The sequence below is a fragment of the Pseudarthrobacter sp. W1I19 genome (assembly GCF_030817835.1).
Classification (GTDB): domain Bacteria; phylum Actinomycetota; class Actinomycetes; order Actinomycetales; family Micrococcaceae; genus Arthrobacter.
Genome location: NZ_JAUSZR010000001.1, coordinates 4,242,970 through 4,259,606, shown reverse-complemented (window position 1 = coordinate 4,259,606; position 16,637 = coordinate 4,242,970). Strand labels below are relative to the sequence as shown.

Sequence of the window (16,637 nt, the reverse complement as noted above, 5' to 3'; positions counted from 1 at the left end):
TTAACTGAAGCTACCGGACTGTGATTACCGGACGGCGATCGGGTTGACCGGCGATCCGACTGCCCCCGTAATCGGGAGCGGGGCCGCGGTGAGCAGGAAGTCGTACCTGCCGTCCGCCGCGCACGCCTCCGCCAGCCCGTCCGGATCCCACATCTCGCCCAGGAACAACCCAAGGTTGGGGATCGCGATCTGGTGCAGGGGCTGGAAGGCGGCGTCGAACTCGTTCGGACGGACCTCGAAACCCCAGGTGTCGGTGGCGATTCCGGCGATTTCGCTGCGGTGCAGCCAGGGCGCCGTGGTGAAGGACAGCCCCGGGGCTGACCCGCCGGCGTAGTCTCCCCAGCCGTCGCGGCGGACCCGGGTGTACTGTCCGGTGCGGATTATCACGATGTCGCCCCGGCCCACGGTTGAGCTGGGGCCTTGCAGGGCGATGGTCCGCTGGAGGTGTTCCGGGGTGATCGCGAATCCGTCCGGCAGTTCGCCGTCGTTCCGTCCCAGTTCGGGGCCCAGCGCCCGGCCGACGTCGAGCAGCACGCCCCGGGTGACGATCTTGGCCGCAGCGGTCTCGATGCCGGTTACCAGGTCGCCTTCCGAGGTGACCACATCCCCGGCGGCGCGGCCGTTCCAGGCCTTGCCCTGGTCGAAAATGTGGCCCAGGCCGTCCCACTGCGTGGAGCACTGCAGCGGCATGGCGATCACGTCGTCCGCTCCGCCGAAGCCGTGCGGGAAGCCCTGGTTGCCGCGCTCGGCGTCCACCCCGGTGTCCGTCATGGTGTGCACCGGGTTGGTGCGGCGGCGCCAGCCCTTCTGCGGGCCGTGGGTGTCGAACGGCTGGGACAGCGAGAACGCCTCACCGGTCTTCACCAGTGCTGCGGCTTCCACGCGCTTGGCGGCGTCGATGAAGTTCAGGGTGCCCAGGACGTCGTCGTCGCCCCAGCGGCCCCAGTTGTTGTGGGCCTGGGCCATGGCGCGGATGCTGCCGAGCGGGTCCTCACGCCGGATAACCGGGGAATCAGTTGATTCCCCGGTCCCGGTGGACAATGCAGTGTCCTGGGTGGTCACTGGACACCTTCACTTGTGGTTTCGTCCTTGCAGTGGATGAGCTGGGTGCCCAGCCCGGTGATGGTGCCTTCCATTACGTCCCCGTCCTGGAGCAGCCGGCCCCAGTGCTGGCCGTTGCCCGCGGGGCTGCCGGTGAGCACCAGGTCGCCTGGGCGCAGCGGCATGATCTGTGACGCTTCGCTGACCAGCTTGGCCACACCGAAGATCATGTCCTGCGTGGACTCGTCCTGCATGGCTTTGCCGTTGAGCTTCAGGGTGACCTGGACGTCTTGCGGGTCGCCGAAGAACTTGGCCGGGACCAGCAGCGGCCCGGTGGGCAGGAAGCCGGGGGCGTTTTTGGCGCGGTACCAGTCCGAGCCGATGGCGGGCATGTCCTTGCGGAAGACGTACTCGCGGGTGGTGATGTCGTTGACCATGGTGTAGCCGAACACGTACTCCAGGGCCTCCTCGGGGGTGACGCGGAACGCGGTCTTTCCGATTACCGCGGCCAGTTCCAGTTCCCAGTCGTGGGACTTGGAGTAGGACGGCAGGGTGAGGTCGTCCGTGGCGGACGCGATCGCCGTCGGGAGCCCGATGAAGAAGTACGGCGTGCCCTGGCCTGCGCGCTTGTCCATCATGGCGGCGGTCTTGGCGCGCACTTCCTCCTCGTCCTCGCCGGGTTCGCGGTGGGCGGCGGCGAGGTCGATGACGTGCTTGCGGTAGTTCGCGCCGGTCTGCAGGACCTGCGCGGGCTCCACCGGAGCAAGGATTTCGACCTCGGCCAGGGCCAGGCCGGTGTCCTTCCCTGCGGAGGCGGCCAGGCTGTCCAGCTGAGGTTCAGTGGTGTCCCAGTGCTCGATTAGGGAGTTGATGTCCCCGTCCAGCGGCAGGACCCGGTCTTCAACCAGCAGGCCGGCGCGGGCTTTGGCGTCGCCGGCTTCCTGGAACCGGATGAGTGCATAGGTTTCAGCCATGGTGTCTTAGCCCCGGCCCTGCTTGGCGTAGGGGTTGAGCAGGGCTTCCTTCATTTCGGGGGAGGCGCCTTCCTCGGTGGCGGTGAAGCCTTCGGCCGGCGGGAAGGATTCGGTCATGGAGTGCGGCATGGCGCCGTTCTTGTAGAAGTTGTTGGAACCGAGCGAGGGCTTCCAGGTGTTGGCTTCCCAGTCCGGGACGTAGTTGCGGTAGCCGCCGGAGTTGAGCTCCACGCGCAGGCCAGAGGGGTCGCGGAAGTAGAGGAAGTTCTGCTCGCCCACGCCGTGGATGGAGGGGCCGTATTCCATCGGGGTCCCGTTTTCCATCATGACGTCAGCCGTGCGGAGCAGGTCTTCAGTGGCATCCACCCAGAAGGCGATGTGGTTGACGCGGCCGGCGCGGCTGGAGGTGTCCAGGACAACGCCGAGGTCGTGCGACTTTTCGTTGGTGGTCAGCACGGAGAACACGGTGATGGGTGCTTCGTCCAGGTCCACGAAGGCCATGACGCGGAAACCGAGGGCCTCGTTGTACCACTTGGCGAAGCCGCGGACATCGGAGGACGCCACAGTGACGTGGTCCAGGAAACGGGGGGCGGCCGCGTGGCTGCTGCGGCGCTCCGGGCGGTCCGGGTAGGTGGACTCGAAGCCGGGCTCTGCCACGAACTTTTCCACGTCGTAGAACAGGCGCATTTGGTGGCCGTAGGGGCCGGTGAATTCGTAGGCCTTGCCGTAGCCGTGGCCGCCGGCGGTCCAGGTGCCCTGCACGCCGGTGGCTTCGATGCGCTGGGCTGCGGCTTCAAGGGCTGCCTGGGAGTTGGTGCGCCAGGCCATGCGGCCCAGGGACGCTTCGGGGCCTTCGGTGATCACCAGGCTGTAGCGGTAGTAATCGCCCCAGCAGCGCAGGTAGACGTTGCCGTCCACGCGGTCGATGATGCGCATGCCGAACTTTTCCTCATAGAACCGTGCCGAGGCTTCGACGTCCGGGGTGGTGATCTCGAGGTGGGCAAGATGGGAGAGGGGAGTTTCCACGTTGAAGTCCTTTTGGTTACTGGCTGCGGTCGTTTTGGTAAAGGTCCTGTAACTACTGTGAGGCACTTCATATATTTGGGGAAGGCGAGTTTTTCGATATCAGCTATCCGTCTCACCGATACCCATCGAATGCGACGCTCTCTCACTTAATGCGCTTAAATCGCCAACGCTCGCTCACTTTCTTAGGGAAAGTGAGCGAGCGTTGGCCAAAATGGCGCATCAAGTGAGAGAGCGTCCCGGCTGGCGCCGGTGTTACTCCTTGCCGAGTTTCGCAGCCGAGGTCTTCTCGCCGGATACGCTGTTGAGCGCCCGCAGGTCGAAGATGCCGTTGAGGTCCGCCTGCTTGGTGGTGCCGGCAGTGACTCCGTCCTCGAGGAGCTTCTGGTAGGTTCCGGCGAGCGGGTCCACCGTGAACACGATGTTCTTCAGGGACCGGTCGATGACGTCGGCCTTCAGCTCGGCACCCGCGGCTTCCTTCAGCGCCGCGTTGATGACGCTGGCCTTCTCGCCGTCGGCAGCCTTGTCCAGCCATTCAACCGACTTCACGTGGCCCTTCAGCAGCGCCTTCACGGTGTCCGGGTGGTCTGCGGCGAACTTCTGGTTGACGATCAGGATGGTGGTGGGGAATTCGCCCGGCTTGCCGGAGAGCGAACCGTCCCACAGGTCCTTTTCGTCCACCAGCACCTTGGCGCCGGCGGTGAGCACCAGGCGGGAGGCCCAGGGCTCAGGCAGCCATGCGCCGTCGAGCTTTCCGTCCTGGAACAGCTTGAGGGTCTGGGCGTTTTCGGTGGGGTTGATGGCGACGTCGCCGCTGCCGTCCACGTTGGTTTTGTAGCCCTGCGCGGTGAGCCAGGCGCGGAGGGCCACGTCCTGTGTGCCGCCGAGCTGCGGGGAGGCGAGGGTCTTGCCCTTGAGGTCTGCCGCGGAGTTGATCTCCGGCTTGACCACCAGTTGGGCGCCGCCGGCCGCAGCCCCGGCGATGATGTTGATCGATTCTCCGCCGCTCTTGACGAAGGAGTTGATGGCCGGGTTCGGGCCGATGTAGGTGGCGTCGATGGCACCGGCGTTCAGTGCTTCGATGGCGGCGGGGCCGGCGTTGAACACCTGGGTGGTCAGTTTCGTGTCGCCGAGTTCGTCCGCGATGTAGCCCTGGCTGACGCCCACCAGGGCGGGGGCGTGGGTGACGTTGCCGAAGTAGCCCAGCTTCAGTTCGGCGGCGGGGTTGCCGGAAGGGGCGGTTTCCTCGGCGGCAGCGGGGGTTCCGCTGCCGCTGTTTACTGTGGCGGCGACGGCTGCGCCGCCTCCCACCAGGGCGAGGAGGGCGGCAGCGATGCCGATCTTCTGCCCGAGCGGACGCTTGGGGCGGGCGGACTGGCCGGCCACGATGCGGGTGGAGCCTTCGTGGCTCTCCGGGCTCTTGTTCGAGGGGTCTGACATGGGGGATTCCTTTGCTGGGGCGGGTGCTGAAATGAGAGTACGGAGCACCCGCCGGCGCCACAATCAATCCCGACGCGGGCGTTCACGGAGCGTCGCGAATGCGCAACAGGAGGTAGCGCAGCGTTACGGAACGTCTTAGGAAGACATACAAGGGACGTACGACGGCGGCCCCGCGGCTTAGCAGCGGCGCGGCGTCCCCGGCGGCAAGGCTCCTAAACGCCAGTGGAGCGGTACCGCCCCCTGGACAGGGCTGGTACCGCTCCACTGTTGCTCTCTTCCCGCGGATGCCGCCTGGATCAGTTCCCTAGGGCCCGCCAGCCGTGCCTGCTGGACCACCGCCTGCTGGACCGCCGCCGGGGTGAACCGGGCTCCCGTATCGGGGAACGCCGGCACCTCGATCCGCGCGTGGGTGTGGACCTCCTGGACGGTCCTGCGCGTATGCTCGGCGATCTCCTCCATGGTGGCCACCCACATGCCGTCCATGCACTTGACCCGCTCGATGAGCCGTTCCAGGGCCACGGCCTTGGAGGGCCGGCCGGAGATGAAGGGGTGGTTGGTGAGGACGAAGCAGCTGCCCTGGGCGTGGTGCGCCTCCGCCTCAAGCGTCCACATTTCCAGGACCTTCGCGGGGCTTTCGATCACGCCGCTGCCCGTCACGCCGGGGTAGAAGGCGTACTGCTCCCAGTCATCGAGCGTCCAGTCGACGGGAATCTCCACAATGTCCCGGGAGTCGCCCGGGGCGACGCTGAAGCGGTAGGGGGCGTCGCCGTCGAGCAGGCTTGAATCGTAGAGGAAGCCGCGGTCCGCCAGGAGCCCGGCGGAGTGCCAGTTCAGTTCCCACCAGGGGGCCCGGTAGCCCACCGGTTCCACACCGGCGGCCTTGGCGAGCGCCTCCAGTCCGCGGTCGATGTAGCGGGCCTCGGTTTCTGCGTCGATGCCCTGCATCGGCTCGTGCAGGTACCCGTGGTGCGCCACCTCGTGCCCCGCATCCACGATGCGCCGGACCGTGTCCGGGTAGCACTCGGCCGTGAAGCCGGGAACAAAGAACGTGGCGCGGATGTCCTGGCGCTGGAGGATCTGCAGCAGCCGCGGAACGGCCACCTTGGGCCCGTAGGACTGGTGCGTCATCAGTGACATCCGGCGTGTGCTCTTGGGATCGTGGGCGATGGTGCAGGATTCGGCGTCGACGTCGAACGTGAAGGATGCTGCCGCACGCTTGCCCTCAGGCCAGGTGATCGGGTGGGCGGAGTCGGCGAATGCTTCAAGGGTCATGGTGGTCCTAGCGTTACGGGAAGGGAAGACGGGACGGTCAGAGTGCTGCCGGCGTAGCGGGAGCGGAGGCTCCGGTCAGCTCGGTGAAAACCTGCCCTGCAGGGGCCGGGGCGTCGATGAATTTCCGGTGCATCTTCGGGCCCAGGATGGCGTAACTGGTGGCACTGGCAAGGCCGCCGGCGAGCCAGGACAGATCCCAGCCGCCCAGGGCCACGGCGATGGGGCCCTGCATGGCGGGGACGAGCCCGTACATAAACAGCCAGGTGGCGAAGATGCCAACCAGGAGGGAGGTGACGCCCGCCCAGTTGATGCCGGGGAGCCTGCGCGTGCCGACGCCGTCGAACAGCCTTTCCGGATTGCCGGGCCAGCGCTTGTCGATCCAGAAGTAGTGCACCAGCATTACGCCGCCCCAGGCGGCCACCCAGGCCACCAGGCCGATGAGCCAGGCGTCCAGGACTGCCGCGAAGTCCTCCTGGAAGATGAAGAAGACGACGGCGGCGAGCGAGAAGACGCCGACGAACAGGTTGAGCTTGCGGCGGCTGATGGTGATGTCCAGTGCCTGCGTGGCCACCGAGAAGGTGTAAATGTTCAGGATGTTGGTGGCGATGGGGCCGTGGAGCACCATCAGGAGAACCGGCAGGGCGAGGACGCCGAAGTTCTGGACGATGAGCTTGCCGGGATCGATTTCGCCGCTGTTGGTGGCCAGGCTGGCGCCGAGGACGCCGAGCCAGACGACGGGGATGAACTGGCCCAGGACGGAGGCCAGGTAGACCTTCTTCTTGGGGACTTCGGTGCTGACGAACCGGGAGTAGTCGGCCGCGTAGGTGAACCAGGTGATGCCCCAGCCGATGCCGATGGCGGTCATCACGGCGCTCATTGCGGCGATCCGCTCGGACCCTTCAAGGATGTTGCCTGCGGGGCCGGCGTAGCCCCAGTCGATCTTCATGCCGAACCAGGCCACTGCGGACATCACGGCGAGGATGATGATGGTGGGCGGGACTGTCCACTTTTCGAAGGCGGCGATGGCCTTGTAGCCGAACCAGGCGATGGCAACCTGCGCTGCCATGATGGCAGTGGCCACGCCGATCTTCCACGCATAGTTGTGGGCGGTGGGATCCACCCAGCCTAGGGTGCCGAACAGCGCCATGACCAGGTCCAGGATGATCCAGGTGTTCACGGCGCACCAGCCGATCACCAGGAGCGCCTGGATGGCTGCCGGAAGGTAGTTGCCGCGCCGGCCGAAGGCGGCCCGGGCGAGCACCATGCCGGTGGCGCCGGTCTTCTGGCCCAGCAGGACGAAGCAGCCGAAGAGCAGCATGCCGATCAGGTTGCCCAGGACCAGGACCGTCACGGTGTCCGCGAAACCCAGCCCCAAGTGGATTCCGAGGGCGCCCAGAACCCAGTTGATGGGAGCCAGGTTGGCGCCGGCCCAGATCCAGAACTGGCCTGAAACCTTGTGCGTGCGCTGGGACTCGGGAATGGGCTGGAGCCAGGCTTCGACGTCTTCCACGTGGGAGGACGGCTCGATTCCTGGGCTGGTGGATGGTTGCTGCATGGGGGCCTCTTCGTTGAGGGGGATGGGAGTTCTTCAAGATTATGTGTCGGGCACCACATCCACCATCTACAATATGTCTTGAGCTTTTCCCTTCTATATGACGGAGTGTCATGCCAGTCCGCTTGGAAGATGTCCTGCGGCATCCCACCGTTATTGCCGCTGATCCCGTGGTCCGGGCCGGCGCGGGCCTGGTTCCCCAGACCCAGCTCCGCTGGATCCACTCAAGCGAGGTCCTGGACATCGCTTCCCTTCTTGGCGGCGGGGAGCTCCTGCTCACGGGTGGCCAGGCACTTGCCTCTGCTTCGGATGAGCGCCGGACGGGCTACATCCGGGACCTTGCCGAGCGAGGGGTGGCCGCGCTCGCCATCGAGACCGGAAGTGTGCTGCCCTCTATTCCTTCCTCGATGATTGCGGCTGCTGAGGAAGCGGGCCTTCCACTGATTGAGCTGCGCCGCGTGGTGCCTTTTGTGGCGGTGATGGAGGCCATCAACTCACAGCTCGTCAGCCAGTCCGCGGCCCAGTTACAGCAGGCGGATCAGGCCAGCCACGCCATGGCGGTGGAGCTCGCCCACGGAAGCGGCCTTGACCGGATCCTTGCCGTCCTCGCAGCAGCTACCGGCGCGGAAGTGGTGCTCACCTCCACCGCCGGAGTGACGCTGGCCAGTGCCGAACCGAACGGGAATGTCGATGAATCGGCAGCTCCCGTCGTCGGGGAGGAGGCGGGGGAGGCCGGAAAGACCATCCACATTGAGGTTCCTGTACGCGGGATCCCGTCTGCACGGTTGACGCTGTTTGTCCGTGGCGACGCCGATGTGAACCTGGCGAGGATAGCCGGGAACAGGTCCGTGGACATTCTTGCCCTGGCACTGTTGCAGCGGATGCCGCCCGGATTGAAGGAGATGGCAGGGGCGGCCTTGATCCGGGCCATTGATTCCGGCAAGCAGAACTGGCGGCTGCAGGAGCTGGGTCCGGCGGCGGGCATTCCAGTCTCTGCCCGCGTGGTGGCCGTAGTTGTCCGCTCTCCGGCTTCCAAGCAGCTCCGAAGGAATGTGGAGCACCTTTTGGATCCGGGCGGGCAGCATGGCGCCAGCTATGCGGACAACGCGGAACTGCTGGCGCTCAGCGTCCTCCGCTCGGGGAACGTGCAGGATGAACGGCAAAAGATTCTTGACGGCCTGCATTCACTTGAGGTGCCGGAGGGGACCATCAGTGCAATAGGTCCGGTGGCTTCAGGGATTTCCGCGGCCCCCTGGTCCTTGGCTGAGGCGCGGCTGACGCTGGAACTTGCTGCCGACGTCGGCCGGTCCAGGTCCTCGGCAAGTGCACCCGCGCAGGTGCTGGACGCGCAGGCATTCGCCGTGGAACGGCTGGCGGTCCAAGCGATGGATGAGGCCCGGCGCCGCGACTTCGTCAACCAGCAGCTGGCCGCCGTTCTTGCCCACGACGCCGAGCGGCACTCCCAGCTGGTGGAGACGCTGCGGGTCTGGCTGGACTCCGGGTGCAACACGGCGCAGGCGGCGCGGGAGCTGCATGTGGAGCGGCAGTCCATGCACCAGCGGCTGCAGCGGATCTTCTCCTTGTGCGGCGGCGATCCCCGGGGAACGGGGAGGCTGGCGGCCCTGCACCTGGCCACCCGCCTCGCCGCCCTCCAACCCACCCCGCCCGGACGCTCTCTCACTTAACGTGGCTTTTGGGCGGACGCTCTCTCACTTAGCGTGGCTTTTGGGCGGACGCTCTCTCACTTAGCGTGGGTTTCCGGCGGACGCTCTCTCACTTAACGTGGGTTTCCGGCGGACGCTCTCCGACTTGCCAAAACGCAACGGCGGGCCTGTGGAAAACTTCTGCAGCGTTCTGCCGTGTCAAGGCACAATGCCAGCATGCGAAAGCAAAGTTTCTTGCCCCCGTCGTTGGCTGAGGCTCCTTTTACCTTCGGCTCGGCCAGGGCTTCCGGCGTCACGCCGGACAGACTTCGGCGCAAGGATGTAGTCAACGTGGGCCGCGGTCTCTACCGCCCGGCGGACTGGGACTTCGATCTGGAAGGCGCCGCCAGGGCGTTGTCCGCTGCGTCGCCGGGTGCCTGGATCTCACATGTGACTGCGGCCCGGCTGCGGCGCCAGGTGCTGCCACCCTGGCTGGCAGATTCCACAGAGCTCCATCTCAGCAAGCCGCGTGCCCTGCCGTCGGTCCGCCGAAAGGGCATATTCGGGCACACAGTCGTGGCTCGTGAAGACGAGATCGAACTGGTCGATGGCATCCGCATGAGCACGAGGTCACGCACCTGGCTCGATCTGGCACGGGTCCTGCCCCTCGATGACTTGGTGAGCATGGGGGATGAACTGATCCGCGTCCCGCGGGTGGATTTCGAGGGAAGGACGCAGCCCTATGACACCTTGGCGGGACTGCGCGTACTGGTCAGCCATCACCCGAATCTCCAAGGTATCGTTCGGGCCCGCGAAGCATTGGATCTGATGCGGGTGGGCGCCGACTCGGCCCCTGAATCACTGCTCCGGCTCGCCATCACCAACGCCGGCCTACCCGAGCCCGAACTCCAGGTGCTCCTGCGGGCCGGAGACATGCGGTCGCCGTCGGCCGATCTCGGCTATCGTCATCGCCGCCTTGCTATCCAGTACGACGGCGAACATCACCTCGGTGACGCACAGATGCTTAGCGATAGGAGACGGGATAAGGCCTTCGAATCAGCCGGGTGGACGGTCCTGGTTTTCGATAAGGACGACCTTGCGGATGATTTCCACGGTGCGGTGAAACTTGTCAAACGGGCGCTCCGGAACGCGTGGCAGGACCACGCTCACGCGTCGGGGTTTGCCGGCAGCGATTGAGCGGCAGCGCCGACATGAATCCGACGACAGAGGCGTTAACGCCGTGACGCTCCCTCACCAGGGTGAGAGAGCGTCCGGCCAAACCCCACGTTAAGTGAGAGAGCGTCCGGCCAAACCCCACGTTAAGTGAGAGAGCGTCCGGCCAAACCCCACGTTAAGTGAGAGAGCGTCTCGGAAAAACCCACGTTACGTGATGGGGCGTCCGGGGCTAGCGGAGGACCACCGTGCGGTTGCCCTGCAGGATGACCCGGCCCTCACAGTGCCAGCGCACGGCGTTGGACAGGGCCTTGCACTCGGTGTCGCGGCCGGCGGCCACCAGGTCCTCGGGCCCGTAGGTGTGGTCCACCTCAACGGTCTGCTGGGAGATGATCGGTCCCTCATCCAGCTCGCTGTTCACATAGTGCGCGGTGGCACCCACAGTCTTGACACCCCGGGCGTACGCCTGGTGGTACGGCTTGGCCCCTTTGAAGCTGGGAAGGAACGAGTGGTGGATGTTGATCGCCTTCCCGTCCAGCTTCCGGGTCAGGTTGTCGCTGAGCACCTGCATGTACCGGGCCAGCACCACGAGCTCCACATCCAACTCGTCCACCAAATCCAGCAGGCGTCCTTCGGCGGCAGGCTTCGTTTCAGGCGTGACCGGCACGTGGAAGAACGGGATCCCGTGCCACTCCACCAGCGCCTGGTGGTCCGTGTGGTTGGAGACCACGGCCACTACGTCAACCGGCAGCTCGCCAATCCGCGCCCGGAAGAGCAGGTCGTTGAGGCAGTGCCCGAACTTGGACACCATGATCAGCACCCGCCGCTTGGAGCCGTGCGGCTCCAGCCGCCAGCGCATCCCGTACCGCTCGGCTACGGGACCAAAAGCGGCCCGCAACTTGTCCGCGGTGGAGGCATCGCCGTCGGACGCAAAATGCACCCGCATGAAGAAATGCCCTTCGGAGCGCTCACCGAACTGCTGGTTATCGATGATGTCGCAGCCGTGCTCCAGCAGGAACCCGGACACGGCGTGGACGATGCCCGGGGATTCGCTGCAGTCCAGGGTCAGGACGTGCTCCACCGTGGTGGCGGCAGCGGCAGGGACGGTTTCAGTCTCAATTGCAGTCATGGCTCAGCACTCGATTACGTTGACGGCAAGGCCTCCGCGGGAGGTTTCCTTGTACTTGGTTTTCATGTCGGCTCCTGTTTCGCGCATCGTTTTGATGGCTTTGTCGAGGGACACCTTGTGGCTGCCGTCGCCGTGCAGGGCAAGGCGGGCGGCGTTGATGGCCTTCACGCTGGCGATGGCGTTGCGCTCGATGCAGGGGATCTGCACCAGGCCGCCCACGGGATCGCACGTCAGGCCCAGGTTGTGTTCAATGCCCACCTCGGCGGCGTTTTCCACCTGGGCAGGCGTCCCGCCCAGCACCTCGCAGAGCCCCGCGGCGGCCATGGAGCAGGCGGAGCCCACTTCACCCTGGCAGCCCACCTCGGCACCGGAGATGGAGGCGTTGATCTTGAACAGGATGCCGACGGCGGCCGCAGCCAGCAGGAAGCGGACCACGCCGTCGTCGTTGGCGCCGGGGACGAACTTCACGTAGTAGTGCAGCACGGCCGGGACGATGCCCGCCGCGCCGTTGGTGGGCGCGGTGACGATCCGCCCGCCGGCGGCGTTCTCCTCGTTCACGGCCAGCGCGAAGAGGTTCACCCATTCCATGGCCCGCAGCGGGTCCGTGTCCCCGGTGTCCGCGGTCAGGGTCTGGAATAACGACGGCGCGCGGCGGCGGACGTTGAGTCCGCCCGGAAGGATTCCTTCCGCGGCACAGCCGTTGTCCACGCATTCGCGCATCACCGCCCACAGCTTCAGCAGTTTTTCCCGCAGCTCCTCCTCGGTCCGCCACACCAGCTCGTTGGCCAGCATCACGTCCGAGATGGACATGCCTTCACGGCTGCAGATCTCCAACAGTTCGTCGGCGGTGCTGAAGGGGTAGGGGAGGACGGTGGAATCTTCCACAATCCGGTCGCCGGCGTCGGCATCGCCGTCCACCACGAAGCCGCCGCCAATGGAATAGAAGCTCCGCTCGCTGAGCACGGCGCCGGAGTGGTCCAGGGCCCGGAAGGTCATGCCGTTCGGGTGGGCCGGGAGGGATTTGCGGCGGTGCAGCACCACGTCCTCGTCCCAGTTGAAGTCCACCCGGTGGTCGCCGCCGATCCACAGTTCGGCGTCAAGCGCGGCGGCCGCCACCTGGTCATCGGCGGTGGTGGTGTCCACGGTTTCCGGATCGAGGCCCTTGAAACCGAGGACCACAGCCTTGTCCGAGCCGTGGCCCCGCCCGGTGGCACCGAGGGAACCGAATAGTTCGGCCTGGACCCGCGTGGTGGAGCTCAGGTGTCCTTCGCCTTTGAGCCCGTCGGCGAACAGCTTCGCTGCCCGCATCGGGCCCACCGTGTGTGACGACGAGGGCCCGATGCCAACGGAGAACAGGTCCAGGACGCTGAGCGCCATTTAGGGGACCTCGGGGGAGGCGTACTCCCGCATAGCGTCCAGGAGCCAGCGGCCCAGGAAATCGGCGAACGAGGCGCGCGGGAAGACCCGGAAGGACTCCTCGCCGGTCTTCCACAGCACCACGGGGATGTTGCCGATTTCGGTGGACAGGGCCGTTCCGGCCGACAGGACGCGGGGGTGCAGGTCCAGGGAACAGCCCTTTTCCAGTACTGCACGGGCCCGCGGTCCGGTGAGCTCGAAGGTGGTGCGGTTGGCGGAGAGATCCACCACCTGCCCTGCACCGTCCGCCAGGGCTTCGCGCAGTGCCTGGATCAGGTCGCCGCCGAGGGACTCGTGGGCTTCCGTCGGTGCCACCACCAGGAATTCTTCCGGTCCGAGCCAGAGGACGGAGGTATCGCCCGTGCCGCTGACGCCGCCGCACGCTGCGGGCAGTCCGCCGGTGACGGCGGCTATGCGCTGTCCGGCGTCGCTGTTCCGGTCAACCCGGAGGCCCACCATGGTGAGGAAGGAGACTTCGCGCAGTTCCACCACGCCCTGGACGGAGCCGGATTCAAAGGCTTCGCCGAGCGGGGCGGCCGGGCTGACGCGGAGGGAGAGGTTCTTCTGGGCGGAGTTTGCGGGTGCTGCTGTTTCAGCCATCTTTGCGGGCTCCTTCGGGGTCAAAAAGTACGGTTTCTGCGACAACAACGTCCACCAGCTGGTCGCCGGCGGCTGCCACGAGGGTTTCGCCGATCCGGTTGCGGCCGTTCTTGATCAGGGCCAGGCCGAATGACCTGCCCAGTGCTGCGCTGTGGTAGCTGGAGGTGACGAAGCCTTCCATCGGGACCGGCCCGTAGGCCGGGTTCGTGGAACGGCCCTTCTCCACGAGCTGCGTGCCTTCGGGGAGCCTGATTCCGCCGTCCACCGGCAGGACGCTCACCAGGTGCTTGCGGTCCTCACGCTGTCCGTCAACCCGGGCGTAGGACCGCTTGCCGATGAAGTCCTTGGCCTTGGAAACGATCCATTCCATTCCCGCGTCCTGCGGGGTGACGGTGCCGTCGGTGTCCTGGCCAACGATCGGGTAGCCCTTTTCGGCGCGGAGCACGTGCATGGTTTCGGTGCCGTAGGGGGTGATGTTGAATTCGGCGCCGGCGGCTGCCACGGCTTCCCAGGTGTTGAGTCCGTACCAGGACGGCACGTTGATCTCGTAGGCGAGTTCGCCGGAGAAGGAGATGCGGCAGACCCGGGCGCGGACGCCGGAGGCGAGGGTGGTTTCGCGGAAGGTCATGAACGGGAAGGCTTCGGCGTCCAGTCCGCCGTTGGCGGCCAGTTCCGGTGCCACCTTGGCCAGGACCTCACGGGACTTGGGCCCGACGACGGCGATGGTGCTCCACTGCTCGGTCACGGAGGTGCAGTGCACATCCAGTTCCGGCCACTCTGTCTGCAGCCATTCCTCCAGCCAGTCCAGCACCTTGGCGGCGCCGCCGGTGGTGGTGGTCATGAAGTAGGTCTCCTCGTCGAGGCGCAGGGTCACGCCGTCGTCGAAGATCATGCCGTCGGGGGTGCACATCACGCCATAGCGGGCGGAGCCCGGGGCGAGCTTCTTGAACGCGTTGGTGTAGATCCGGTTCAGGAACTCGCCGGCGTCCTTGCCCCGGATTTCGATCTTGCCCAGGGTGGTGGCGTCCATGAAGCCCACGGATTCGCGGACGGCGGCGCATTCGCGGAGCACGGCGGCGTCCATGTCCTCGCCGGCCTGCGGGTAGTACCAGGGCCGCTTCCACTGTCCCACGTCCTCGAACAGGGCACCCTTGGCGACGTGCCACGGGTGGATGGAGGTGACGCGGGCGGGGTCGAACAGTTCGCCGCGCTGGCGTCCGGCCAGTGCCGCGAACGCCACCGGGGTGAAGGGTGCCCGGTAGGTGGTGGTGCCGATGTCGCCGATGCCGCGGGAGGCTTCGCCGGCGGTGCGCAGCGCGGCGGCGATGACGCCGATCGCGTTGACGCCGGAGGTCTTGCCCTGGTCGTTGGCGGTGCTGATGGAGGTGTACCGCTTGATGTGCTCCACGGACCGCATGCCGGCGCCGGTGGAACGCAGCACGTCAGCCACGGACTGGTCGCGCTGGAAGTCCACGAAGTGGTGGTGCCAGTCGTCCGGCGTGCCCTGTTCGCCGGGAACCAGCCACAGCTGGCGGGTGGGGGCGGAGGCTTTCGGCTCACCCAGCGGGGAAGGTTCGACGGCGGAGCTGAAGCCCGCGGCGATGGCCGCCTTCGCGCCGGCGGAGATTCCCTCGGCCAGGCAGTCTGCCGTGTTGAAGGACCCGCGGCCGGAGCCGATGGTCTGCTGGTTGGGGACTGCGGTGCTGGGCACAAAGGCGGCCAGGTCTTCGTCCCAGCGCAGCTTGCCCTGCCGCTGTGAGTGCAGGTGGACCAGCGGGCTCCAGCCGCCGGACACAGCGAGCAGATCGCAGGCGATCTTTTCGATGCCCGAGGTGAGTTCGCCGTCGTTGTTGATGCTGCGGACGGTGACGCCGTCCAGGCGGCCGTCACTGTCCGTTCCGGCGGCGGCGGAGGTGTTGGCCACCGCACTGCCGATCAGCACGCGGGTGCCGGCCTCGACGGCGGCTGCTGCCACATCCGTGAGCTGCGGACGGGCGTCCACCACGGCGGCGATCTTGACGCCGGCGGCGCGCAGGTCCGCGGCCAGGGCGTAGGCGCTGTCATTGGTGGTGCTGATGACCACGCGCTGGCCGGCTGCCACTGCGAAGCGGTTCAGGTAGCTGCGGACGGCGGCGGCCAGCATGATGCCGGGGCGGTCGTTGTTTTCGAACACCAGCGGGCGTTCGTGGGCGCCGGGGGCCAGGACCACCTGGTTGGCACGGATGTGCCAAATACGCTGGCGGGATACCCCGGAAGCGGCGGGGGAGGACAGGTGGTCGGTCCGGTTCTGGACAGCGATCACGTAGTTGGCGTCGTAGGCGCCGAAGGCCGTGGTGCGGTTCAGGACGGTGGATTCGGAGCCGGAGACGAGCTCGGCCTCGACGTCAGCCACCCATTCCAGGGCCGGCTTGCCTTCGATGGTTTCTGCGAGCTCGGGTGCGGTGGAGCCGGAGAGGAGGGAGCCGCCCAGCTCGGGCTGATCGTCCAGCAGCATTACGCGGGCGCCGCTGCGGACTGCCTCGCGGGCTGCTGCCAGGCCGGCGGGGCCGCCGCCGATCACCAGGACGTCGGTGTGGACGTACTTCTTGTCGTATTCGGCGCGGTCATCGGCCGGGTCCAGCTTGCCGAGGCCGTTGAGGTATTCCGCCTTGAGTCCGTCCACCAGGGTGACGGTGGTGGCGGGGAGCATGGACTCGGCCACGTGGCCGGGGAAGCGGGGCTGCACCTTGACCAGTGCGTTGGCTTCCTCCACGCCGGCGGACATGATGCCGCGGGGGCGGTCCTCGTAGAGCGAGTTGCCGGCGGCGACGCGTCCGTTGGCCAGCAGGGCGGAGGCGAGGGTGTCTCCCGGGTGGCCGGTGAATTCTTCGCCGTCCACCGTGAAGCGCCAGGAGATGGTGCGGTCGATGCGTCCGCCGGCGGCGAGGCGGGCGTTCTGGGAAGTCACTTGGTTGCTCCTTCCGGGGCGGTGGTGCTGGAAGTGGGGAAAGTGCTGGTGGCAGCGATGCTGGGTGCCGCGCTTCCGGTGGTGGTGCTGTCAGCGGCGGTGCTGGCAGTGCCGGTTTCGGCCGTCACCTTGCCGGCCGCATCCGGCCGGGGCGAGCCCATCGGGTAGATCGCCTGGATCTCGTAGGTGACGGTGTCGCGGAGCATGTTGAACCACTGGCGGCAGCCCGTGCTGTGCAGCCAGCGCTCGGCAAAGGCGCCCTTGGTGTTGTCCCGGTAGAACAGGTACTCGGCCCATTCGCGGTCGGTCAGCTCGTTCGGGTTTTCCGGGTAGGCCACGTGGGCCTGGCCGCCGTAGTGAAACTCGGTCTCGTCGCGCGAGCCGCAGTTGGGGCAGGAGATGAGCAGCATGTGCGTCTTCTTTCTAA

At 66.6% G+C, this 16,637-nt stretch carries 12 protein-coding genes and 1 pseudogene; 2 read left to right on the top strand and 11 right to left on the bottom strand.

What is annotated here, in order from left to right; all coding sequences use genetic code 11:
* Positions 1-24 precede the first annotated feature (24 nt).
* From QF038_RS19685 to QF038_RS19660, 6 genes and pseudogenes are all read right to left on the bottom strand, one after another.
* Positions 25-1,062 carry a cyclase family protein gene (locus QF038_RS19685; RefSeq protein ID WP_307612494.1) on the bottom strand — a complete coding sequence of 346 codons (1,038 nt, stop codon included), beginning with the start codon at positions 1,060-1,062 and terminating at the stop codon, positions 25-27.
* Entirely contained in the window at positions 1,059-2,015 is a 957-nt protein-coding gene (locus QF038_RS19680; protein ID WP_307612492.1) for a fumarylacetoacetate hydrolase family protein, read from the bottom strand. Before QF038_RS19680 ends, QF038_RS19685 begins: the two co-directional genes overlap by 4 nt.
* A 6-nt stretch (positions 2,016-2,021) precedes the next feature.
* Positions 2,022-3,041, bottom strand: coding sequence for a VOC family protein (locus tag QF038_RS19675; RefSeq protein ID WP_307612489.1), 1,020 nt, complete (start codon positions 3,039-3,041; stop codon positions 2,022-2,024).
* A 252-nt stretch (positions 3,042-3,293) separates the two neighbouring features.
* On the bottom strand, positions 3,294-4,478 hold the full coding sequence (locus QF038_RS19670) for an aliphatic sulfonate ABC transporter substrate-binding protein (protein WP_307612487.1): 1,185 nt from the start codon (positions 4,476-4,478) through the stop codon (positions 3,294-3,296).
* Between the two features lie 333 nt (positions 4,479-4,811).
* Positions 4,812-5,750 (bottom strand): annotated as a pseudogene (locus QF038_RS19665) (polysaccharide deacetylase); the annotation flags it as partial.
* Between the two features lie 37 nt (positions 5,751-5,787).
* Positions 5,788-7,305: a cytosine permease gene (locus QF038_RS19660; RefSeq protein WP_307612484.1), complete on the bottom strand. Its 1,518-nt coding sequence runs from the start codon at positions 7,303-7,305 to the stop codon at positions 5,788-5,790.
* 110 nt (positions 7,306-7,415) lie between these two features.
* Here QF038_RS19660 and QF038_RS19655 point away from each other — a divergent pair, with 110 nt between their 5' ends.
* On the top strand, positions 7,416-8,987 hold the full coding sequence (locus QF038_RS19655) for a PucR family transcriptional regulator (RefSeq protein WP_307612482.1): 1,572 nt from the start codon (positions 7,416-7,418) through the stop codon (positions 8,985-8,987).
* A 195-nt stretch (positions 8,988-9,182) separates the two neighbouring features.
* Complete coding sequence (locus tag QF038_RS19650; protein WP_307612480.1) at positions 9,183-10,142, top strand: DUF559 domain-containing protein; 960 nt, start codon at positions 9,183-9,185, stop codon at positions 10,140-10,142.
* 208 nt (positions 10,143-10,350) lie between these two features.
* On the opposite strand, the gene purU is transcribed toward QF038_RS19650, so the two are convergent.
* Genes purU through QF038_RS19625 form a run of 5 tightly spaced genes read right to left on the bottom strand, consistent with a single transcriptional unit; the run spans position 10,351 to position 16,620 of the window.
* Positions 10,351-11,247, bottom strand: coding sequence for a formyltetrahydrofolate deformylase (gene purU / locus QF038_RS19645; RefSeq protein ID WP_307612478.1), 897 nt, complete (start codon positions 11,245-11,247; stop codon positions 10,351-10,353).
* A 3-nt stretch (positions 11,248-11,250) separates the two neighbouring features.
* Positions 11,251-12,624 carry an L-serine ammonia-lyase gene (locus tag QF038_RS19640; RefSeq protein ID WP_307612476.1) on the bottom strand — a complete coding sequence of 458 codons (1,374 nt, stop codon included), beginning with the start codon at positions 12,622-12,624 and terminating at the stop codon, positions 11,251-11,253.
* Entirely contained in the window at positions 12,625-13,263 is a 639-nt protein-coding gene (locus tag QF038_RS19635) for a sarcosine oxidase subunit gamma (protein WP_307612475.1), read from the bottom strand.
* On the bottom strand, positions 13,256-16,210 hold the full coding sequence (locus QF038_RS19630; protein WP_307612471.1) for a sarcosine oxidase subunit alpha family protein: 2,955 nt from the start codon (positions 16,208-16,210) through the stop codon (positions 13,256-13,258). Before QF038_RS19630 ends, QF038_RS19635 begins: the two co-directional genes overlap by 8 nt.
* Positions 16,207-16,620 (bottom strand): sarcosine oxidase subunit delta, encoded by a 414-nt coding sequence (locus QF038_RS19625; RefSeq protein WP_307612469.1) that lies wholly within the window; start codon positions 16,618-16,620, stop codon positions 16,207-16,209. Before QF038_RS19625 ends, QF038_RS19630 begins: the two co-directional genes overlap by 4 nt.
* Positions 16,621-16,637: the final 17 nt, after the last annotated feature.